Source organism: uncultured Altererythrobacter sp. (genome assembly GCF_913057185.1).
GTDB lineage: Bacteria > Pseudomonadota > Alphaproteobacteria > Sphingomonadales > Sphingomonadaceae > Erythrobacter > Erythrobacter rubellus.
Genome location: NZ_CAJXNK010000002.1, coordinates 608,987 through 631,120, shown reverse-complemented (window position 1 = coordinate 631,120; position 22,134 = coordinate 608,987). Strand labels below are relative to the sequence as shown.

The 22,134-nt window shown below is 56.7% G+C and carries 20 protein-coding genes, 1 tRNA gene and 1 pseudogene; 6 read left to right on the top strand and 16 right to left on the bottom strand.

Going from position 1 to position 22,134, the window contains the following annotated elements:
- Positions 1 to 36: 36 nt before the first annotated feature.
- From QZ487_RS11000 to hflX, 4 genes are all read left to right on the top strand, one after another.
- Positions 37 to 2,262: an ATP-binding protein gene (locus QZ487_RS11000; protein ID WP_296025134.1), complete on the top strand. Its 2,226-nt coding sequence runs from the start codon at positions 37 to 39 to the stop codon at positions 2,260 to 2,262.
- A gap of 17 nt (positions 2,263 to 2,279) precedes the next feature.
- The gene (locus QZ487_RS10995; RefSeq protein ID WP_296025132.1) at positions 2,280 to 3,674 is read left to right on the top strand and encodes a sigma-54 dependent transcriptional regulator; all 1,395 of its coding nucleotides are present in this window, start codon (positions 2,280 to 2,282) and stop codon (positions 3,672 to 3,674) included.
- A 156-nt stretch (positions 3,675 to 3,830) separates the two neighbouring features.
- On the top strand, positions 3,831 to 4,370 hold the full coding sequence (gene hfq / locus QZ487_RS10990; RefSeq protein ID WP_296025129.1) for an RNA chaperone Hfq: 540 nt from the start codon (positions 3,831 to 3,833) through the stop codon (positions 4,368 to 4,370).
- Between the two features lie 14 nt (positions 4,371 to 4,384).
- Complete coding sequence (gene hflX / locus QZ487_RS10985; RefSeq protein ID WP_296025126.1) at positions 4,385 to 5,689, top strand: GTPase HflX; 1,305 nt, start codon at positions 4,385 to 4,387, stop codon at positions 5,687 to 5,689.
- On the opposite strand, the gene mazG is transcribed toward hflX, so the two are convergent.
- The 11 genes from mazG to QZ487_RS10930 all read right to left on the bottom strand — a co-directional run bounded on the left by mazG (position 5,684) and on the right by QZ487_RS10930 (position 15,423).
- A complete protein-coding gene (gene mazG, locus QZ487_RS10980) occupies positions 5,684 to 6,433 on the bottom strand; it encodes a nucleoside triphosphate pyrophosphohydrolase (protein WP_296025125.1) in 750 nt (249 codons plus the stop codon). The two genes, hflX and mazG, sit on opposite strands and share 6 nt — an antisense overlap.
- A gap of 121 nt (positions 6,434 to 6,554) precedes the next feature.
- Positions 6,555 to 6,731 (bottom strand): hypothetical protein, encoded by a 177-nt coding sequence (locus tag QZ487_RS10975; RefSeq protein ID WP_285975183.1) that lies wholly within the window; start codon positions 6,729 to 6,731, stop codon positions 6,555 to 6,557.
- Entirely contained in the window at positions 6,728 to 7,495 is a 768-nt protein-coding gene (locus QZ487_RS10970) for an MBL fold metallo-hydrolase (RefSeq protein WP_296025121.1), read from the bottom strand. The genes QZ487_RS10975 and QZ487_RS10970 overlap by 4 nt, the downstream gene beginning before the upstream one ends.
- Positions 7,492 to 8,268: a TatD family hydrolase gene (locus QZ487_RS10965; protein WP_296025118.1), complete on the bottom strand. Its 777-nt coding sequence runs from the start codon at positions 8,266 to 8,268 to the stop codon at positions 7,492 to 7,494. The genes QZ487_RS10970 and QZ487_RS10965 overlap by 4 nt, the downstream gene beginning before the upstream one ends.
- Positions 8,268 to 9,839, bottom strand: coding sequence for a methionine--tRNA ligase (gene metG / locus QZ487_RS10960; protein ID WP_296025115.1), 1,572 nt, complete (start codon positions 9,837 to 9,839; stop codon positions 8,268 to 8,270). Before metG ends, QZ487_RS10965 begins: the two co-directional genes overlap by 1 nt.
- A complete protein-coding gene (locus QZ487_RS10955) occupies positions 9,832 to 10,770 on the bottom strand; it encodes a DNA polymerase III subunit delta' (RefSeq protein ID WP_296025113.1) in 939 nt (312 codons plus the stop codon). Before QZ487_RS10955 ends, metG begins: the two co-directional genes overlap by 8 nt.
- A gap of 5 nt (positions 10,771 to 10,775) precedes the next feature.
- Positions 10,776 to 11,408 (bottom strand): dTMP kinase, encoded by a 633-nt coding sequence (tmk, locus tag QZ487_RS10950; RefSeq protein WP_296025110.1) that lies wholly within the window; start codon positions 11,406 to 11,408, stop codon positions 10,776 to 10,778.
- Positions 11,405 to 12,619: a D-alanyl-D-alanine carboxypeptidase family protein gene (locus QZ487_RS10945; protein WP_296025107.1), complete on the bottom strand. Its 1,215-nt coding sequence runs from the start codon at positions 12,617 to 12,619 to the stop codon at positions 11,405 to 11,407. The genes tmk and QZ487_RS10945 overlap by 4 nt, the downstream gene beginning before the upstream one ends.
- 45 nt (positions 12,620 to 12,664) lie before the next feature.
- Entirely contained in the window at positions 12,665 to 13,714 is a 1,050-nt protein-coding gene (locus tag QZ487_RS10940; protein WP_296025104.1) for a lytic transglycosylase domain-containing protein, read from the bottom strand.
- A gap of 57 nt (positions 13,715 to 13,771) precedes the next feature.
- Complete coding sequence (locus QZ487_RS10935) at positions 13,772 to 14,509, bottom strand: HAD family hydrolase (RefSeq protein ID WP_296025102.1); 738 nt, start codon at positions 14,507 to 14,509, stop codon at positions 13,772 to 13,774.
- A complete protein-coding gene (locus QZ487_RS10930) occupies positions 14,506 to 15,423 on the bottom strand; it encodes an aminotransferase class IV (protein ID WP_296025100.1) in 918 nt (305 codons plus the stop codon). The genes QZ487_RS10935 and QZ487_RS10930 overlap by 4 nt, the downstream gene beginning before the upstream one ends.
- A gap of 67 nt (positions 15,424 to 15,490) precedes the next feature.
- Here QZ487_RS10930 and QZ487_RS10925 point away from each other — a divergent pair.
- Positions 15,491 to 15,580: transfer RNA gene (locus QZ487_RS10925), tRNA-Ser, on the top strand.
- Between the two features lie 5 nt (positions 15,581 to 15,585).
- Here the strand turns inward: QZ487_RS10925 and QZ487_RS10920 are convergent.
- From QZ487_RS10920 to QZ487_RS10905, 4 genes and pseudogenes are all read right to left on the bottom strand, one after another.
- Positions 15,586 to 15,846 (bottom strand): annotated as a pseudogene (locus QZ487_RS10920) (cation:proton antiporter); the annotation flags it as partial.
- A gap of 43 nt (positions 15,847 to 15,889) precedes the next feature.
- Positions 15,890 to 17,302: a dihydrolipoyl dehydrogenase gene (gene lpdA, locus QZ487_RS10915; protein WP_296025098.1), complete on the bottom strand. Its 1,413-nt coding sequence runs from the start codon at positions 17,300 to 17,302 to the stop codon at positions 15,890 to 15,892.
- Positions 17,303 to 17,427: 125 nt separating this feature from the next.
- A complete protein-coding gene (locus tag QZ487_RS10910; RefSeq protein WP_296025095.1) occupies positions 17,428 to 17,832 on the bottom strand; it encodes a hotdog domain-containing protein in 405 nt (134 codons plus the stop codon).
- 4 nt (positions 17,833 to 17,836) lie between these two features.
- The gene (locus tag QZ487_RS10905; RefSeq protein ID WP_296025092.1) at positions 17,837 to 19,234 is read right to left on the bottom strand and encodes a 2-oxo acid dehydrogenase subunit E2; all 1,398 of its coding nucleotides are present in this window, start codon (positions 19,232 to 19,234) and stop codon (positions 17,837 to 17,839) included.
- Between the two features lie 126 nt (positions 19,235 to 19,360).
- Between QZ487_RS10905 and QZ487_RS10900 the strand changes: the two genes are divergently transcribed.
- A complete protein-coding gene (locus QZ487_RS10900; RefSeq protein ID WP_296025090.1) occupies positions 19,361 to 19,807 on the top strand; it encodes a universal stress protein in 447 nt (148 codons plus the stop codon).
- 12 nt (positions 19,808 to 19,819) lie between these two features.
- Here QZ487_RS10900 and rnr read toward each other — a convergent pair whose 3' ends face one another.
- On the bottom strand, positions 19,820 to 22,111 hold the full coding sequence (gene rnr / locus QZ487_RS10895) for a ribonuclease R (RefSeq protein WP_296025087.1): 2,292 nt from the start codon (positions 22,109 to 22,111) through the stop codon (positions 19,820 to 19,822).
- Between the last annotated feature and the right edge of the window lie 23 nt (positions 22,112 to 22,134).

The following is a 22,134-nucleotide window of genomic DNA, read 5'->3' as shown; positions in this document are numbered from 1 at the left end:
GCATAATTGCAACAACCTAGTTGTATCGTTGCAACTATGCATGCTCAGGCAGGTTTTCAATCGCGGCGGTCGCCGCGCTGGTGGCGGCAGTTTACTGTCGCGACCAAGCGCTCGAACCTGATTGTCTGGTTAGAGATCGGTTGCGCTCTAACCCTGTTTGTGGCGCTGTGGGGAACCTGGTTCGCCTTTACGCGCGATCCCGTTGACGGCGAATTGCTCCCTTCGGCGCAAGTGTCGTTCCTGCTTGTGGCTTCATTGATTCCTGCCATTGCGCTGATTGTTTTAATGGGTCGACGACTTGCCTTGCGGCGAGCGGCAGGCAGCACAGCGCGTTTGCACGTCCGCCTGGTGTTTCTGTTCTCCCTGATCGCTGCTGTGCCAACGATCTTGGTTGCTGGCTTCGCGGCCTTTTTGTTTCAATCCGGGGTCGATTTCTGGTTCTCTGACGAGCCACGCAATTTGATGGAAAACGCCAATGAGTTGGCGCAGGGATATTACGATCAGAACCAAAGGCAGGTCGCCGCAGAAACAGTCACCATGGCTGGCGATGTGCGTTTCTATTTGCAGCAGGGATCTGTCGCTGATGAAGAGTTCATCGATTTCTATACATTGCAGATAACCGGTCGCGAGCTAACCGAAAGTGCGATTTATCAATTGGTGGACGATGGTTCCATTCGCACCGCCGCAATGCTGAACTTGTCCCAAGATAACGACACCAGCGATGTGATAAACGCTGCGCTTCCCACTATCGAACAGGGCGAACTGGTTTGGGTAGGTGGCAGCCCGGAACGCATTGAAGCCTTTGCTCCGATCGATAGAGCTGCAGGCATATATCTCTACAATGCCCGCAGCGCGGAAGAGGTTTCATTCGGTTATTGGGAAAACGCACAAAGCGTCGCCAGTAGTTTTGAAGCGCTGACCGCAGAAGCCAGAACCCTGCAGCTGCGCTTCAATCTGGCTTTGTTCATTGCCAGCCTGGCCTTGGTCAGTCTGGCTGTATGGTTCGCGCTGCGCTTTGCTGACCGACAAGTTGAGCCACTGACGGATCTGGTTGTGGCCGCGCGCAAGGTAGGTGCGGGCAATTTCGCACTGCGGGTCGATGGTCGCACAGGTGCAGATGAAATCGGTATGCTCAACCGCGCCTTTAACCGTATGACGCAGCAATTGGACAAGCAAACCACCGCGCTGGTTGAAGCGAACACCCAGCTTGATGAACGCCGCGCCTTTATGGAGGCGGTCCTAGATTCTGTTACTGCGGGTGTTGTTTCGATAGACGCCAAGGGCGAAGTACTGCTTATGAACGGCTCTGCTCAGACATTGCTGTTTCAAGATGCAGCAAAAGCAGCGCCAGTGGGAACCAAGCTAGAGGCACTGCTTCCGCAGATTGGCTCGTTGATCAAAGCGGGCCTTTCAAGCGGTGTTGTGACACATTCCAAGGGCAGCGAACTGCTCACGCTCGCGGTAAAAGTTGCGCGGGAGAATGATGGCCACGTTATCACTTTCGAAGACATCACCCGGCAGCTGCTCGATCAACGCCAGGCGGCGTGGTCTGATGTGGCGCGCCGCATCGCGCATGAGATCAAGAATCCACTGACGCCGATCCAACTCGCGACTGAACGCCTCAAACGCCGGTATCGCAGGCAGATTGAAAGCGACGGCGATCTATTTGACGAGCTAACCAACACCATCGTGCGGCAGGTCGGTGACCTGCGCAAAATGGTTGATGAATTCAGTTCGTTCGCGCGTTTGCCCAAGCCTACTTTCCGGCACGAAGACGGGCTTGATCTGCTTCGCCAGGCCCTCTTCTTACAGGAAGTTGCGCACCCCGAAGTCGACTTTGCTCTTTCGGTTGATGATCTTGAGACGCCAAATCTCAATTGCGACCGCCACCAGTTCGGTCAGGCCATGACCAATGTGCTCAAAAATGCGGTTGAGGCGGTCGGCGCTAGGGCTGTCAATGAAGAACCTGATTTTCGCGGCAAGATATCAGTCGAGATGTCGGATGATCTCGGTCATGTTACGATCGCTGTAGAGGACAATGGTGTAGGCCTTCCGCAAGAGCGGGACCGGATTACCGAACCCTATATGACGACCCGTGAGAAGGGGACCGGTCTGGGTCTCGCGATCGTCAACAAAATCGTTGACGAGCACGGCGGAGAGATGAATTTTTCCAGCGGAAAGCAAGGTGGCACGCGCGTGGTCCTGCGCTTTGCACGCGACCCGATGGATAGCGGGGCGGGGCAGCACAGTGATAACATCTGAAGAGGGAAATTGCCGGAATGGCGCTTGAAATCCTAGTAGTCGATGACGAACGAGATATCCGGGATCTGGTCTCGGGCGTATTGTGCGACGAAGGCTATGAATGCCGCACGGCCGGCGATAGCGCCAGCGCGCTAGCGGCGGTTGATGAACGTCGTCCAAGCCTGGTCCTTTTGGATGTTTGGCTGCATGGCAGTGAGATGGATGGGCTTGAAGTGCTCGATGCGATCAAGGTTCGCGAACCGGAGCTGCCGGTCATCATCTTCTCTGGCCACGGGAATATCGATACCGCTGTCTCTGCTGTAAGCCGCGGTGCGATGGACTTCATCGAGAAGCCATTCGAGGCAGAGCGCCTGCTGCTTCTTGTCGAACGTGCGACAGAGACAGAGCGGCTTCGGCGCGAGAACACGCAACTGCGCGAAGGCTTCTCTCGCGGTGAAGAGTTCACAGGTAACTCTTCAGCTATCAACGCTGTTCGTGCGACTCTGAAGCGCGTCGCCAACACTGGCAGTCGAGTTATGATTTCAGGCCCAGCAGGCGCCGGCAAAGAGGTTGCCGCCCGGCTTCTTCATACCTGGAGCGGGCGCGCCGAGCATGCGTTTGTGATAGTCAACTCTGCGAGGATTACGCCCGAACGTTTTGAACAAGAGTTATTCGGCGAGGAAAATGACGGCAAACTGGTCCGTCCCGGCCTGCTGGAGCTGGCCGATGGCGGAACGCTCTACCTTGACGAAGTGGCCGATATGCCTCTTTCGACTCAGGCACGTATCCTCCGCGTATTGACTGACCAAAGTTTTGTGCGGGTCGGCGGCAATCGCCAGATCGGTGTGGACGTGCGTGTTGTATCCTCGACTTCGCGCGATTTGGCCGGAGAAATGGAAGAGAAACGTTTTCGGGAAGACCTGTTCTACCGGCTAAATGTTGTTCCAGTGGAAATACCGTCCTTGGCCGAGCGCCGCGACGATATTCCCGCGCTGGCTGAACATTTCTTCACGCGTTATGCCAACGATCAAGGTCTCCGCCCGCCAGAGATCGGAGACAAGGCTATGGCTGCCTTGCAAGCCTATGACTGGCCCGGCAACGTGCGCGAGTTGCGCAATCTGGTCGAAAGAACGATCATCATGACGCCGCGCGAGGAATTGAAGGTTGTGGAGCCTGAAATGCTTCCACCCGAAATCACAGGCGGAGCGGGTTCGACCGACACCGACATTCCATCGATGGGCGGCGTAATGGGTGTTCCGCTGCGAGAGGCACGTGAGAGCTTTGAGCGCGAGTATCTGTCCGTCCAGATCAGGCGCTTTTCCGGCAATATCTCCAAGACAGCGACCTTTATCGGCATGGAACGATCAGCTTTGCACCGCAAACTCAAGCTGTTGGGGATGACCGGCAAGAAAGCGAAGGACGAGCATGATTAGGCTCTGATTTCCTATTCATTCTAAAAACATCGTTGCAGCTTGGCGGCTATCACGTCATGGTATGGATATGCCGGCAATTTAACGAATACCGGTCAGAACAAAACAATATCGCGGACCATAAAGGTGGCCGCCAACATACTCATAGGAGACACAACGATGTCTGATGGGCGAACCCTCTCTACCCGCCCGCGTTCCGCTCCAGCTACTCCGCAGTCTGGCGGCAAGCAAGCGAAGCTTCAGGACGCTTTCCTCAATCTCATGCGCCGCAACAAGACGCCTGTGACCATCTTTCTGGTCAAGGGCGTGAAACTGCAGGGTATTGTCACCTGGTTCGATAATTTCTCGCTGTTGCTGCGGCGCGATGGCCAATCTCAACTGGTCTACAAGCATGCGATCAGCACGATCATGCCCGGCCAACCAATTGAGGCCGAGCAGTTCACAAGCCAGCTGGACAACGGAAAACAGCGCCTTTTGCAGGACGTGTTCCTCTCTTGCGTCAGCGAGAGCGAAGTTGAAGTCACGATGTTCTTGGTGAATGGCGTAATGCTGCAGGGACAGATTGCATCCTACGATCTTTTCTGTGTTCTGCTTGAGCGCGATGGCTTTGTGCAACTTGCGTACAAACACGCTGTGTCAACGATCCAACCCGCGAGTCATGTTGACTTGAGCGGTGATTGGGAAGGCGAGGAAGACTGAGTTTCGACGAAAATTTGCTCGATGAAGTAACGCGCGGCGCGCGAGCGCTGGTTTTGTGCCCGGATATCCGGGGGCAGGCTTATGTCATCGACAATGCCGAGCGGCTCGAAGAAGCATGCGGATTGGCTTTGGCCATTGGCGTGGTAATCGCCGATGCGCGCATTGTTCCGGTTCGCACGGTTCGGCCCAACACTCTGTTCGGTTCAGGTCAGGTAGAGCAGATCAGGACCGATTGCGAATTGCATGAAGCCGAATTGGTGATTGCAGATGGTGCGCTATCACCTATCCAGCAACGCAATCTTGAAGAGAAGCTAAAGCGCAAGGTCATTGACCGTACCGGCTTGATCCTCGAGATATTCGGAGAGCGCGCCGCGACTGCAGAGGGGCGCTTGCAAGTCGAACTGGCTCATCTGGATTATCAACAAAGCCGGCTTGTCCGCAGCTGGACGCACTTGGAGCGTCAGCGCGGCGGTTTTGGCTTCCTCGGTGGCCCGGGTGAAACACAGATCGAAGCCGATCGCCGAATGATCCGCCAGCGCATGGCGCGCTTGCGCAGAGAGCTTGAACAGGTTCGCAAGACCCGTGCGCTCCACCGTGTGCGACGGGGTAGAGCGCCATGGCCGGTTATCGCGCTGGTTGGTTATACAAATGCCGGGAAATCGACGCTGTTCAACCGCCTGACCGGTGCTGAAGTGATGGCAGAAGACCTGCTGTTTGCGACTTTGGACCCCACCATGCGCGCAATTGCGCTGCCAGGCGTCGAGAAAGCCATTCTGTCCGATACGGTCGGATTCATCTCGGATCTGCCTACGCAATTGGTGGCGGCATTTCGAGCGACTTTGGAAGAAGTAACTGGCGCGGACATCATCCTGCATGTCCGGGACATGTCGAACCCGTCCAACGAAGCGCAAAAGAAGCAAGTACTATCCGTTTTGGCGGATCTTGGCGTAGTAGAAGGCGAGGGCTATGTGTCCAACATCCCGATCCTGGAGGCCTGGAACAAGGTCGATCTGGTAGAGCCCGAACGCGCCGAGGAGCTACGCATAATGGCAGAAACTCAGGACAATGCGCTCGTTCTTTCTGCCCTTACTGGCGAGGATGTCGATGCTTTGCTCGAAAAGGTCAGCGTAATGCTGACGCGAGAAGCGCGCGTTCTGAGTGTTGAACTGCCCGCCAGCGACGGAAAACGCATTGCATGGCTGCACGCGCATGGAGAGATTTTGACAGACGAGGAAGCCGGGGAAGGGGAGCAAGGGCCGCTACGCAGGCTCAGCGTCAGGTTGAATCCCAAGCAACTCGGCCAATTTGAACAGTTATGAGCGTTTCTCAGCCGCCTTGACTCTTTGCCAGAGCGCTTCTTGTTCATCGAGGTTCAAATCCGCGAATTTCCCTTCGCCGAGTGTTTCCATGTCCCGAAAGCGGCGTTCGAATTTTGTATTTGCGGCGCGCAATGCCTCCTCAGCATCAATGCCGTGGGCACGAACCAGGTTTACCGCCGCAAAAAGGAAATCTCCTGCTTCTTCGGTCTTTTCTCTATCTGAATTAGCTGTTTTAAGTTCCTCTATTTCTTCATGAAGTTTAGCGGTCGGGCCTGCGGTGTCTGGCCAGTCAAAACCGGTTCTGGCGGCGCGTTTTTGTAGTTTCTGGGCGCGCATTAACGCCGGAAACGCTTTCGCGACGCCGTCCAGTGCACTTGTTGCACCTTTGGTATCGCGTTCTGCTGCCTTGATCGTTTCCCAGCGGGCTTCACCAATGGTCCCGGTCTCATCGCCAAAGACGTGGGGATGACGTGCTTCCATCTTGTCAGAGATTGATTGGGCTACGTCGCCGAAGTCGAAGTATCCGGCTTCTTCGGCGATGCGGGCGTGAAACACGACTTGGAACAAGAGATCCCCGAGTTCATCCTGTAGATCCGCATGATCGTTGCGTTCGATTGCATCCGTAACTTCGTATGCTTCTTCGATTGTGTATGGCGCGATGGTTGAAAATGTTTGCGCGAGATCCCAGTCACATCCGGTTTGCGGATCACGGAGTTTCGCCATGATGCCGAGCAGACGTTCCATCTGATTTGTTTCCGGATTTCCCTTTTGTTTTGACATTGCGGCGGTTCTGGTCTGCCTTCAATAGTGGAATGATAATATATATTATGTTAAATACGATGGTCTAATGCTGATACAGGCATCCCTACTGACGAAACTCGATAATGCTGAAGAACAACGCCACCGCACAAAAAATAGCACCCCAAATCAACGCCATACGCAACGCCTTCGACCAACTAAGCCTAAAGGACGCCAGAGCGCTGCCGGCCAGGATGAGAAAACCCACCAAACTGATGATTTGGACAATCTGAATCTCGCTCATGCAGTTATCTCCAAACCGTCATATCCAACAATAACATGATCAGGCGTCTCGGCCTCTAATGTGGCGTAATCCATCGTCTTGTCCAAATGGCTCAAAACCAGCTTGCCCACGTTTGCACGCTCGGCCAACTCCATAGCCAGCGCCAGACTGGCATGCGTCGGATGTGGTTCACGCTTCAAACAGTCGCTTACGAGAATATCCACGCCTTCATACAGTTCGACCATGTCGTCAGTTATCTCCGAATAATCAGTCGAATAAGCGATACTTTTGCCATCGGCATCGAAACGATAACCGGTCGTTTCACCGGGACCATGCGGCATCTGACACCATTCCACACCAAATCCGGCATGCATTCTCAGCCTATCAAGCGTCTCTAGCGTCGCGATGGTCGGATAACCATGTTGACCAGCAAAAATGTATCCGAAACGCTGGCGGAGCCGATAAGCAGTATCTTTGGAAGCAAAGCCTGGAATCGGACCTCCACGGCCGTATCTCAGCACGCGCAGATCGTCGATCCCATGGCAATGATCCGCGTGATCATGCGTCCAGAAAACGCCATCCAACCGGTCAATATTGTTGTCGAGCAACTGCTGGCGAAGATCCGTCGAAGTATCGACTAATATACGCTTGCCCTCATTACTCTCGATCGCAATCGACACCCTCGAGCGCCGGTTTCTGGGTTCGTTGGGGTCGCAATCTCCCCAGTCATTTCCGACCCGTGGTACACCGGTCGACGTGCCCGAACCGAGGACTATCAACTTCAAAACACAGCCTTGCTGAACAATATTTTGAAGTTTTCTGTGGTATAATCAGATAGTTCACTGACATCATCACCGCGCAGGCCAGCCACGAATTGCGCAGTATTGGCGACGAATGCAGGCTCGCATGGTTTCCCGCGATGCGGAACCGGTGCCAGAAACGGACTGTCGGTTTCCACCAGCAAACGATTTCGGGGAATTTCTCTCGCGATTTCCTGCAGTTCCTTGGCGTTCTTGAAGGTCACAATCCCTGACAAAGAGATAGTGAGGCCCAGCTCCAGCACGCGGTTCCCGAAAGCTTGCGATGCTGTGAAGCAATGGATGAGGGCAGGGAATGCCCCCTTCCCCAGCTCGTCTTCAAGAATTTCTAATGTGTCATCCTCGGCATCGCGCGTGTGGATGATCAGCGGAAGGCCAGTTTCGCGCGATACACCGATATGCATTCGGAACAGGTCCCGCTGCGTTTCGCGGTCCGAATGGTCGTAATAGTAATCGAGCCCGGTCTCGCCAATGGCAATTACGCGTGGGTTTTCGGTGGCTTCGAGCAGGACGTCACGGCCCAAATCGGCATGCTGGTCAGCTTCGTGTGGGTGAATGCCCACGCTGGCCCAGACGTCCGGTTCACGTGTCGCTGTGGCTACAACCTGATCCCATTCGCTGCGACGGGTCGAAATGTTGAGGAACTGCCCTACCCCGGCTTCGCGGGCACGCGTGAGGACGCCTGCCTGATCCTCGACCAACCCTTTGTATTCAAGATGGCAATGGCTATCGACCAGCATCAGGCGGCGCTTTCTTCCTCGCGAAGCTCAAGGCGTGGGAACAGTGGTTTGGGCGCTTCAATCTGGAAACCGCTTTCGGCAAGAGCCGAATACCAATGGTCGCGAATGCCGTCATAAGATCGGTTTTCAGTAGGAATCCCCATAGTATCGAGCAATGTGGCGCTGCTGCCCGGGATCACAGGCTCTATGGCAACCGCCAGCTGCGCGATACAGATGTAAAGCGTTGCAAGAACGGTCTCCATCCGTTCAGGGTCTGTCTTTCGCAGTGCCCAGGGGGCCTCGGCGTCGATGTAGCCATTGCAGGCGAACGCCGCCCTTAGCCACGCCTCAACGCCCTGTTGAAAGGCAAGGCTGCTGAATGCGTCGGGTATTTCAGACGAGATAGCTCGATCGACAGTTTCGAAAAGTTCGGCATCTGACTCGGTATGACCATGAATAGCGGGCAGATATCCATCGAGGTTCTTGGCAATGAAGCCGAGTGTACGTTGTGCAAGATTTCCGAAAGCATTCCCCAACTCGCCATTGGCCCGCTGCACAATTGCCTCGGCAGAATAGCTGCCATCCTGCCCGAATGCGATTTCGCGCATGAAGAAATAGCGCAATTGATCGACGCCATATGTATCGGCAAGTTCCATTGGGTCGACGACATTGCCCGCGCTCTTGCTCATTTTCTCGCCGCCGCGAGCCAGCAGGAAGCCATGCCCGAAGACCTGCTTTGGCAAGGGCAGGTTCGCGCTCATCAGGAATGCTGGCCAATAGACCGTGTGGAAACGGACAATATCCTTGCCGATCATGTGGATGTTCGCAGGCCAATAGCGCTGGAACATCTCGCCGTTCGCATCGGGAAAGCCAACGCCCGTCATATAGGTCGTCAGGGCATCTACCCAGACATACATGACGTGGCCTTCGCTGCTTGGCACAGGCACCCCCCAGTCAAAACTGGTACGTGACACGCTCAGATCCTTGAGGCCGCCCTCAACAAACCGCATCACTTCATTTCTGCGGCTCTCCGGGCGGATGAAATCGGGATTGTCGCGATAGAGAGCGAGGAGCTTGTCCTGATAGTTCGAGAGGCGGAAGAACCAGGTTTCCTCTGCGGTCCATTCAACGGGCGTTCCTTGCGGAGAGAGCTTTTCATCGGCCTCCCCATCGACCAGCTCGCTCTCGTCATAAAAAGCCTCGTCGCGCACCGAATACCAGCCTTCGTAGCGATCGAGATAAAGGTCACCATTGGCCTCCATCCGCTTCCACAATTCTATGCTGGCCGCGTGGTGGCGCTGCTCGGTCGTACGGACGAATTCGTCGTAAGAGAGGTTGAGCTTGTCCGCCATGTCGCGGAAGTGGCCCGACATCTCGTCTGCCAGATCGATCGTTTTGCGGCCCAAATTGCGCGCAGTCTGATCCATCTTGAGGCCGTGCTCGTCCGTTCCGGTAACAAACCGCACGTCGCGGCCCATCAAGCGTTGGAAACGCGCCATAACGTCTGTCGCGATACCCTCGTAAGCATGCCCGATATGCGGACGGCCGTTTGGATAGTTGATCGCAGTGGTGATGTAGAATGGTTCAGCCATGGATCGGCTCGCTAGCGCCCCCCGCGTTGGCAAGCAAGCTGGCTATTTCACCGACCAGCAAGCCATTGTCGAAATTGTAGGTTGGTGCCTTGGCTGCCAGATCGACCAAGGCGGCATGCGCATCAATGATTCCAAGGCGTTTGTCAGCCGGTGCATCTGCTATCGACTGCGCCAGAGTTGTCCGGGCCAGATCAAGGATCGACTGAATGCGTTCGCGGCTTGGCCGCGCACCAATCTCCGAGATCAGTTGGGCGCGCAATGCCAAAGTGGGGTCCCCTTGCGCCGCTAATTGCTGCATTACTTTTGCGATCGGCTCCAGCTTCATTTCCATGAACTTCCGGGCCGCGCCCAGTGAACCGCCAGCCAATGCTATCGCTGCATTTGACCCTGCGCCCAGGTGCCGGGCAATGGTTTCATCATCCATATCCGGAAAGCGCAGGATACGGCAGCGCGAACGGATCGTGGGTAGCAGGCCTGAGGCGCGATGGGTGACGAGCAAGAAAAACGTGCCTTGCGGCGGCTCCTCAAGGCTTTTGAGGAGCGCGTTTGAGGCTGGCCGCTCCATATCATCCGCCGGATTGATGATGATCACGCGGCGCGATCCGACACTTGGCCGCGTGTTCAAACGCTGCTGCATGGCGCGGATCTGCCCTATCCTTATCGACCTTGCCCGCTCGTAATCCTTACCCTCTGCTGCCGCCCGCGCAGCCTTGTCGTCCTTTGGACCATAAGTGAGCATATGAATATCGGGGTGCTCACCGATCGGTTGAGGAACGGCTTCCTCCGACACAAGCTCGCGTGCTGCCTGTAGCGCGAAGTCATGCTTACCCAGCCCGGCCTTGCCCGCCAGGATCCAGCCATGATGCATTCGCGCGCCTGCAGCAGCTTCGCGCCATTCACGCCATGCGGCAGTGTGGTTGGGCCAATCCATGCGGTTCAGCTTTCCGGCAGCAACGAAATTGCAGACATGATGCGCGCGTGCACCTCTTCTGGAGTGCCACCTGCGTCGATCACTGCGAAACCCTTAGGGTCCTCGCTTGCGTAGCGGCGAAAAGCCTCAGCCACGGCGCGGTGATAGGTGATATCACGGCCACCGATGGCATCTGAGTTGTCACCATCCCGCTGTGCAAGACGTGCGGCGACATGATCTTCTTTGGCTTCCAGCAGGATTGTGAGATCAGGCCGCAGCCCGCCACTGCCAATCGCGTGAAGTGCAACCACAGCTTCATCGCCCAGCTGGCCGGCGCCGCCTTGATAGGCGCGACTTGAATCAACAAAACGGTCGGAGATAACCCAGTCACCGCGATCCAATGCTGGAACAATCCGCCGCGCGACATGATCTGCGCGGGCAGCGGCGAACAGCAGCGCTTCTGCTTCGGCACCCCACCCCTGACCCGGAGGATCAAGCAGCAGGTTGCGGATAGCTTCCGCTCCGGGTGTACCCCCGGGTTCACGCGTCAAATCGGCATGGATACCGCGTTCGGCCAGCGCACTGACCAGCATGCGCGCTTGCGTGGATTTTCCAGCCCCCTCGCCACCTTCCAATGCAATGAATTTCCCGCGTGTCATGTAAACCAACCGATAACGCCATTGATCATTCGAGCAAGGGGGCCGGCCGGACCAATCGCTTCGGACGCATAGAGTGGAACGCGTGATGGCTCCGCCCCGTCTATCGAAATTTCAAGCTCGGCTATTTGTTCTCCGGCCGCGATGGGTGCGCGAACCGGTCCGTCATAAATGATCCGCGCTGTGATGTCGGGACTTTCTGTTCCTTGCGGCAAGGCGGCTGCAATCGCTCTTGGGCTGACGAGCGCCACCGATCTCTTGGAGCCGCCTTGCACCCGAATGACTCCGACAGTCTCGCCGGCAGCAAACAGGCGGCGGCTTTCAAATGCAGAGAACCCCCATTCGATAAGGCCCCGCGCTGCGCGTGCCCTCTCTGAGTTCGTATCGGCACCCGCTACAACCACCATCAGTCGCCTGCCTTCTCGTTCGGCAGAACCGAGAACTCCGAAGCCAGCTTCATTGGTGAAGCCTGTTTTAATCCCGTCACCGCCAGCCACTCGGCCAGTCAGTGGCTCGTGATTGGACTGTGTGATGCCGCGATATGTCAGCGAGCGATGCCCGAAGAAAGCGCGATACTGATCCGGGTGATCGGTAACCAAGGCCGTGCCAAGTGTGATCAGATCGCGCGCCGTTGTGAATGTTCGGCCTTCGTCAGGCCATCCATTGGGCGTTCCAAAACGGCTGTTGCTCATGCCAAGCCGCTGCGCAGTCGCATTCATTTGCTCGAGCCAACCCTGGACAGAGCCCGCCGCGCCTTCTGCCAACACAATCGAGGCGTCATTGGCGGATATTGTGGTAATCCCGAGCAAAAGGTCAGAGACGCGGGTGTCCTCGCCAGCATTGAGGAACATGGTAGAGCCTTCGCCGCCCCGCTGTCCAAAGGACGACCGGGTAAATGGAAACGACTGATCCAATTGAAGCTTGCCAGCTTCGAGTAGTTCGAAAGCCTGATAAGCGGTCATCACCTTTGTGATTGAAGCCGGAACAAACCTGCGATCCGGATTGCGTTGGAACAGGATTTGTCCACTGGACAAATCAACCAGCAAGATGATCGGCACGTCTTCCACATTGGTTGGAGGAGCCGGACTAGCCGCGGATACAACCGGATTGCACAGCACAAGCAGAGCTGCCGCCAAACCGATCTTTGTTTTGCTAAGGATGCGCAACGCCAACTCCATGACCTTGCGTCGGTCTATAGCGATGGTCAGCAGCACACGCGAGCGCCTCTGCGCCGCAATCCCCTTCGAACTTTAGTTCGGTTAACGAGCGATCTCGTCTGCGAGAAGGCCCACGCTCATCGCGTAGTAATTCGAGCAATTGTACTCGAGGATCGCGCGGTAATTGCTGGTCAGTAGCCAAGCACGTGTCCCCGGCCCATCGGGTTGGAAAAGCGAGGCAAGCACGTCGTCACCCAGCGACCTTTGTGGATAGACGCCCAACGCACGCCATTCAGCGACTGTCTTCCATTCGCTGTGACGTTCGTGAACCCGCGAACAAACGGGAGAGACGATCTTCGTTTTCAGCGCATCGACATCGAATCCTTCAGGAACACGCGCCAACACACCCCAAGGCTGCCCCTCACGCCATCCGGCATACTTCAGATAGTTGCCGATAGACGCGAATGTATCTGCGCGATTGGTGAATATATTCGCGCGGCCATCCCCGTCGCCGTCTTCGGCCAAGCGAAGGTAAACGCTCGGCAGGAACTGCGGATTGCCGAAAGCCCCGGCATAACTGCCTACCAGCTGCTGACGTGAATATCCTTTGTCAGCAACTTTCATCAAGGCAATGAATTCATTTGCGAAAAGCTCGCGCCTACGCCCTTCCCAAGCGAGCGTTGCTAGCGATCGCGCGAGATCGAAGCTGCCAGGAATGCGGCCATAGCTCGTCTCATGGCCGAAAATTGCGACAATTATCTCCGCGGGAACACCATATGCGGCTTCAGTTGCCATCAACGCTGAGCGGTTTTCAGCAAAGACATTGCGCCCTCCCCTGATACGGACGCTGTTTACATGTGTGTTGATGTAAGGCTGAAGCGCAGGATAACCCCGGCTTGTCGGCCTGCCCGGTTGACCGCGATCCAACTGGATAACTCGGCTGTTGGGGGTCAGCCCCGAAGTCATCCGGTCAAGCGTGCTCTCGCTCACACCTTCGGCACGGGCGCGCGCGATCAGCAGTTGCAGATAGGCATCAAAGGAAATGTCACCAAGTTCTTGCGCAGCGTTCGTCGAATCCTGAGCGATAGCTGGACTAGCGAATACGGACAGAGCCATGGCCGATACGGCAAAGAGAAATGGTTTCAATGTCATAGCAATCACATTGTCATGCGCTGGATAAATGGTCCATGATTCTGTTCTTCTGGCGGCCTAAATTGCCGTAATTGCATGTCGTTTCAGCGCTAGATAATCCTCACGGCATTGCTCGGCCACTTCGGCGTAGGCTCCATCCAGATCAGGAAGTGGCGCGTGATTGGATCCGAATCCTGTCGACGCATTCACCTTATCATACCAATGTGTACCCCAGACACCGTCCTCGGGATGCGGTCCTTTCTTCCAAGACAGCATGGCCGGATCCCAAGATATCCCAAGCGCATCGCACAGCGCAGCAAGTACACCCGCCGGATCGCGCAAGATATCGTCAGAATCAACGACAGGCGGCGATTTCCCTGTGCGATCGCGCTCCAGGTCGAAGTACTCACGTAATTGCGCGAAGCCCAACATCTCTGCCCGGCGCAATTCGTTCTTCTTGCGATAGCTTGCTACGACGCGCTCTGGCGCTCGGATCAGAAACGCGTGCTGATGCCCCGGAAAGTCCGTAATGTTGATAGGCCCGACCATATGGTGCGGCATATGCTTCTGGTACCATACGGATTTGCCGCCCGGGATCGGTCCGGACTGTGCGGCCGTGACACTATCCCAATCACAAACCATATCCGCGATGGTTTCTGCGGCCATCGGGTGTTGTTCGCCGCTATCCTTCAGAAACGCACCATAGAATGGTTCATCGGATACCGCACAATCCGCTCGTGCCCCGAAACTGCGCATCATTGCCGTCGAGATATTGCGCGGTCCAGACCACATGGCAATCCGAACTGCCGACGTCACGCCGCCACATCCCGGTCCATCAACGCCTTGTACAATTGTTGCAGGCGTTCGACCATCGGCCCCCGCCCATCAGTCAGATCGCGCCCATCAACTTCCGTCACAGGGACCACGCCTGCAAATGTTCCGGTTACAAAAGCCTCGTCTGCGCCATAAACATCGGTGAGAGAGAAGTTCTTCTCAAACACGGGAATACCTTCCTCGCGGCACAGCTGGATCACATTGCTGCGGGTGATACCTCCAAGGCAATAATCGCCGCTGGAGGTCCAAACCTCTCCCTTTCGCACGATAAAGAAATGGGTCGAGTTGCATGTCGCGACAAAGCCATGCGAGTCGAGCATGAGTGCCTCATCAACACCTGCCTGTGTCGCTTGAATGCAGGCTGTGATGCAATTCAGCTTGCTGTGTGAATTCAGCTTTTGATCCTGTACCGCTGGATCACCGCGCCTGACATGCACAGTGAACAACCGGATGCCGTTTTCTATAACTGCAGGAAGCGCCGCCTTGTATTCCGGAATAATGACGATGGTTGCGGGCGAAATCACCACCCGCGGATCCTGATATGGCGTCGAACGGATGCCGCGCGTCACCATCAAGCGGATATGAACCCCCTCTGCATCGCGCATGCCATTGCCATCAATGGTTTCGTCAAGACGCGCGGTCAGTTCATCCCTCGTCAGGCCTATATCCATCGCAATGGCTTTTGCCCCTTCATAGAGACGGTCCATATGCGCTTCGAGGAAAGCGATCTTGCCGCGGTGAACTCTCAGCCCTTCCCAAACGCCATCGCCGAGCATGAACCCGCTATCGAAAACCGAGACGGTGGCCTCTGCGCGCGGTGTCATCACACCGTTGACATTGATCAGAATGCTGTCGTTGCGCGGGTCCTGCGCAAACTCATGTGTCCCTTTTCCCATAAAGTGGTTTTAAGCGCTTGTTTGAGGGTGACAATGGCGAAATGACACGCTAGCGGGACTTTCGAACGGACAGTTGGCAGAGTGGTTGAATGCACCGGTCTTGAAAACCGGCAAGGGTGCAAGCCCTTCCAGGGTTCGAATCCCTGACTGTCCGCCACCCAACCCGATCAGTCGCTTGCGCATGGCCCAAAGCCGCTTGGGCGCAAGCTCAAGCCCGATGATGAACAGCATCATCACCACGCCGAACTCAGCAAAGTGTTGAAGCTGAACAACGTCCACGCCGAGGAAAGCTAGCAATGGGGCAATCGCCATTCCGGCGAGGAGATAACCGAGCACCGACCCAAGCCCGAAACGGCTCGCGATAGGGACGGAGACCACGCCTGGTACTAACAGGATAAACGCAAGCAAGAGGAATTCAGTCATATGCCTCGCGGCTCCTGCTTGCCCCCCCTGTTCGCTTTATGGGTCAAATGTGCAGCGCCTTGCCGTATGCCGCCAGCACGCTTTCGTGCATGCTCTCGCTGATTGTGGGGTGCGGGAACACCGTCTGCATCAGCTCGGCTTCGGTGGTCTCAAGCGTCTTGCCGATGGTGTAGCCTTGAATCATCTCGGTCACTTCCGCTCCTACCATATGTGCACCGAGCAGCTCACCGGTTTTCGCATCGAACACCGTTTTGGTGAAGCCTTCTGCCTCGCCCAGTGCAATCGCCTTGCCATTGCCGATGAACGGGAAGTTGCCGACCTTTAGCTCGTAGCCAGCTTCCTTCGCCTTCGCCTCGGTCAGGCCAACGCTTGCGATCTGCGGGTGGCAATAGGTGCAACCCGGGATCGCATCACGGTTCAGCGGATGAGGATGCACATCCTTATTGCCCAATTCCCGAGCGATGGCTTCGGCAGCCGTCACCCCTTCGTGAGAAGCCTTGTGCGCCAGCCACGGCCCCGGGGTGCAATCTCCGATGGCCCAGAGGCCCTTCGACTTGGTGCGGCCATAGGGGTCGATCTGGATGAAGCCGCGATCCATGTCTGCTAGCTTCTCCACCCCAATGTTTTCAGTGTTGGGGACGATACCGATGGCTACTATGCAGTGCGAGAATTCTTGTTCGCTTACCTTGCCATCCTTACCCTTGATCTTGGCCTTGACGCCTTTGCCGTCAACTTTGATGTCTTCGACGCCAGCCCCGGTCATGATGGTTATGCCTTGTTTTGTTAGCGACTTCTCCAGGAATGCGCTGACTTCGTGATCTTCAACCGGCACGATCCGGTCGAGCATCTCCACGACCGTCACGTCACAGCCCATATCGTTGTAGAAACTGGCGAATTCGATCCCGATGGCACCGCTGCCGATTACCAGCAGTTTCTTGGGCATTTCGGGCGGCGTCATCGCCGTCCGGTAGGTCCAGATGCGTTTGCCGTCGGCAGGCGCGAAAGGCAGGTCGCGCGCCCGCGCACCCGTGGCGACGATGATGTGTTTCGCGGTGAGTTTCTCCTCACCCTTTTCGCCCTTCACGCTGAGCGAGGTAGGTCCGGTCAACGTGCCCTCACCCATATGCACGGTTATCTTGTTTTTCTTCATCAGGTGCGTGACGCCCTGATTAAGCTGCTTGGCTACACCGCGGCTGCGCTTCACAACCGCTTCAAGGTCAGCTTCGATCGTGCCAGCGATCTTGAGGCCGTAATCTTTGGCGTGCTGCGCGTAGTGTAGTATCTCTGCGGAACGGAGCAGTGCTTTCGTAGGGATACAGCCCCAGTTTAGGCAGATGCCGCCCAAATTCTCCCGCTCGACAATGGCAGTGTTCAGACCAAGCTGTGCGCAACGGATCGCGGCGACATAGCCGCCAGGACCAGAGCCAAGAACGATAACGTCATAACTAGCTGACATTGCTCAATAACCTCATTTCAAATCCAACAGGATGGAACACATGGAACACTGTCCATGGGCCAGAAAATCTTGCGGGTCGGATCGGCCCGAAATTACGGCTGCGAACGATGGAACAAGGACATTTGTCATGCCGCACCCTTCGCATGATCACCGCCTTGTAGGACAGCGCGCACCGCGCGTGGATTGCCCTCTTCATCGGCAAGCACGAACACAAACGTGCCTTTACACACGAGCTGCGTGGTTTCTCCGTTGCGCTCGCGCGAAATACCTTCGGCGGCGATAGTGATCGAGGTGTTTCCCTCTCGCACAATCTCGCAGTAGATGCTCAGCTCATCGCCCAGCGCCATCGCCGCGGGAAACGCAAAATCGGTTGCGGCGACGACATTGGCGCGCCCCTGCCCAGTCCGGCTTGCAAGCGATCCCGCACCCAGCGCCATCTGGCTCATCAACCAGCCGCCAAAAATCCCGTTATAGGGATTAAGGTCGGTCGGCATGGCCGTGACGCGGATTGTAAGCTCGCCTTGCGGCATAACTTTAGACCACCAGACCCATAGGGTTTTCGATCAGGCTGCGGAACTGGTCGAGCAGTTTGGCTCCGTCCACGCCATCAATCGCACGGTGATCGAAGCTGCCGGTCACGCTCATCACAGTTGCAACTTGTAGCGCGCCGTCCACCACAAATGGCCGCTGTTCGCCAGCACCCACGGCCAGGATCATAGCCTGCGGCGGGTTGATCACGGCGTCGAACTGCTTGGTGCCGAACATGCCGAGATTAGAGAGTGACGCGGTTCCGCCCTGATACTCATGCGGTTGCAGTTTGCCATCGCGCGCTTTGCCTGCGAGTTCCTTCATTTCGGTCGATATCTGCGCGAGCCCCTTGTTGCCCGCATCGGTGATGATCGGCGTGATCAGGCCAGAAGGCGCGGCAACAGCTACAGAGATATCCTGCCGTGAATATTGGTGCATCACATCGCCCTGGAAGCTGACATTGCACTGCGGCTCACGCTGCAATGCGCGGGCCAATGCCTTGATGATCAGATCATTGACTGAAAGCTTCACACCGTCGGCCTCAAGCGAGGCATTCAGTTGGCTGCGCAGCTTCAGCAGCGGATCCAGACGCACATCTACGGTCAGGTAGATATGCGGAATGTTCAGCTTCGCTTCGGTCAGGCGGCGCGCAATAACCTTGCGCACGTTGTTGAGCTTAACCTCTTCATACGGCGCACCACCGTCCGCGGGTGAAACTGACGGAGTTGGCGCCGGTGTAGGCGCTGGCGCAGAGGCAGCGGCTGCAGGAGCAGCACCCGGCGCGGCGTCTTCAACGTCTGCCTTGACTATACGGCCATTGGGTCCGCTGCCGGTAATGGTAGAAAGGTCGATACCCTTTTGCTCGGCAATTCGTTTTGCAAGCGGTGATGCGACAATACGTTCACCAGAGGCTGCGGGAGCGGCGGCCGCAGCAGCCGCGGGAATTGGCGCAGGCGCCGGCGCACTCGTTCCGCCAGCCGCCTCAACATCATCCTTGGTAATCTTGCCGTTCGGGCCAGTGCCAGTGATTGTGTTGAGATCAATCCCGCTAGCTTCAGCTAGTTTGCGCGCGGTCGGAGTGGCAGCCGGGCCATCATTTGACGGTGGCGCAGCAGGTGCTGGTGCCGGCGTAGGAACCGCCGCCGCTGCATCTGCATCTTCACCCTCTTCCGCCAGCACAGCGATAACCGTACCGACTGAAACGTTCTCGGTCCCCTCTTCGACAGCGATCGAGACCAGCGTCCCTTCATCGACTGCTTCGAATTCCATTGTCGCCTTGTCGGTTTCGATTTCGGCCATGATATCGCCAGACCGGATTTCATCGCCTGGCTTCACCAGCCATTTGGCGAGTGTTCCCTCTTCCATCGTGGGCGATAGCGCTGGCATCTTGATTTCGATTGGCATTGCTGGAGAGATTTCCTTTCCTTTACGCGAGGGAAGCCTGTGCCGAATTAGAGCGCATGGGGCAAGAACCTTGCTAAGAATACGTTTTCAGCCAATACCTCTAACCCAAAGAACGGAGCGGGTCACATGCGGGTATTTCTGGTCGTTATAGACGAGACCGACGAAGCACGGTCAGCCTTAAGGTTTGCCGCCAGGCGAGCAGCCGCGGTAGATGGCGGCGTGCATATTCTGGCGCTGGTCCCGCAGCAAAATATCAGCGCGTTCGGAGGGGTTCAGGACACCATTGAGCAGGAGGCTCGCGACCGCGCAGAGGTGCTCGCGCATGGGGCGGCCGGCAGCCTGCTGGCAGAAGGCGGAATTATGCCCAGCATTTCTGTAGTCGTCGGGGGCGGTCAGAAGGTGATCCGGGAATTTCTTGAAGAGCACGATGAAGTGGCCGCTCTGGTACTTGGCGCCGCGCATGGGGGCACCCCGGGCCCGCTGGTTACGCATTTCTCGGCTAATGCCGGGACTTTGCCATGCCCGCTCTACATCATCCCGGAAAATTATGATGAAACAGCCGACAAAGCGTAAATCGCGTCCCGATCAGCGTTTTCGCCCCTGATGACGAATGTTTTTCGGGCGGCCGCGTTTGGCGACCATGTGCTTGCCCTGCTTCTTGTGGCCAAATCGAGGGGCCGGTCGTGCACCGCGTGGTTCGATTTCGTTTCCATCTGCGTCAACCGGAACGAATTTCAACGAACCGGTTAGAGCATTGGCTTCTGCCAGTTTCAGCTTCAGCCGGTCTCCGGAAGAGTAGGTCGTGCGGCTGTCCTCGCCGATCAGGCTTTGCGAGGCTTCTTCGTAGCGGAAGTGTTCACGGCCCAGAGTTGAAACCGGCACCAGGCCATCACCGCCCATTCCAAGGATTGTCGCGAAGAATCCGAACGCCTGTACGCCGGTGATTCGGGTGTCGAATACTTCCCCGACCCGAGCAGACAGCCACGCCGCAACATAGCGGTCAATCGTGTCGCGTTCGGCCTCCATCGCGCGCCGTTCAGTCTGGCTGATCGCATCGCTTACTTGTTGAAGGCTGCTGCGATCACGGTCCGACAGTCCGGTGAAATCGCGCAGGTCGAGATCGGTTTTTGGCTGTTCCAGCTTGTAAGCATCAACCAGGGCGCGGTGAACCAGAAGATCCGAATAGCGGCGGATTGGTGATGTAAAATGGGCGTAGCTGCCCAGCGCGAGCCCGAAATGCCCAGCGTTGGTTGGCCCGTAATAGGCTTGCATCTGGCTGCGCAGCACCGCTTCCATCACTTGCGCCTTTTCGCTTTCATCGCTTACATCCTTGAGCATCCGATTGAACAGCGACGGCGTGATGACCTGACCCAAGGCGAGTTTGCGTCCAAAGGTGGCCAGGTAGTCGCGCAAAGCGATCAGCTTCTCACGCGCAGGGGGCTCATGCACGCGGTAGACGACTGGTGCGGTCTTGGCCTCCAGCGCCTTGGCGGCGGCAACGTTCGCCGCGATCATGAAATCTTCCACGACCCGGTGGGCATCCAGCCGCTCGCGCACGGAGATTTCGGCGATCTGGCCGTGCTCGTCCAGCACAACCCTGCGCTCGGGCAATTCCAGCTCCAGCGGATCGCGCGCATGCCGCGCTTTTTCCAGCGAGCGCCAGCAATTCCACAGGTCTACAAGATGTTTCGGTGCTGAACCGTCATCGATCGCAGCTTGCGCGTCTTCATAAGCGATATTGTGATGGATGCGAACAATGGCGCGGGTAAAGCGCGTCTTTTTGACCGCCCCATCTTTATCGACGTGCAAATGGCAAACCATTGCCGCGCGATCCAGGCCTTCCTTCAGCGAGCAGACGTTCGCGCTAAGCACTTCGGGCAGCATGGGAACAACGCGATCCGGGAAATAGACCGAATTGCCGCGTTTGCGTGATTCCTTGTCCAGCGCGCTTCCGGGGCGAACGTAAAATGACACATCTGCAATTGCGACAATCGCGTTGAAACCGCCCTGCCCATCCGGCTCTGCCCAGATGGCGTCATCGTGGTCGCGCGCATCCGCCGGATCTATCGCAACAATCGGGACATGCCGCAGATCTTCACGGTGTTCTTCGCTCAATTCCAGTTGTGCAGCCGTTTCCGCTTCACGCAGGGTTTCTTCTGCAAAAACATGCGGAATGCCGTGCTTGGCAATCGCGATCAGGCTGAAGCTTTTCGGCGCTAGCGGATCGCCGATGACTTCCACCACTTTCACACCTGCGCGTTCGGATCGGCCGATCCGTTCGGCAATGACCAACTGGCCCTCTCCCGCCTCACCCACATCCGCGATCCGCGTTGAGTTTCGGACCCGCTTGTCAATCGGGGCAAGCCAGGCCTTGCCGCTGCCATCCAGCTCGACCACGCCCATCAGGCCTTCGGTCCGCGCGGGCAGTTTCTTCATCGGGTGCGCGATCCAGCCTCTATCGGTTTCCTCGGTTCGCGACAGCACTCTGTCACCGGTTCTGAGCGCAGGCAGGCGCTTTCCTCCCCACCCCTTGAGCTCTCTCATGGTGATACGCGGCGGCTTACCCGGCGCATCGGGAGACCAATTGTCGGGAATGGCAATCGCTTCGCCATCATCAATCTCGACCACACGCAGTACGGTTACCTTGGGCACACCGCCCATGCGGTGATAGGCCGTCTTCTTGCCGTCGATCAGGCCTTCTTCGGCCATGTCTCTGAGAATGCGCTTCAGCGTAATCTTTTCCTGCCCTTTAAGCCCGAACGCTTTTGCGATCTCGCGCTTGCCAGCAGGTGTGTCCGAAGATTGAATGAATTCGAGAATTTGTTCTTTTGACGGCAGCCCGATCGGGCGCCGCATTTTCTTATTATTTTTATTCATGTCCCCTTATATCGGATTCGAGG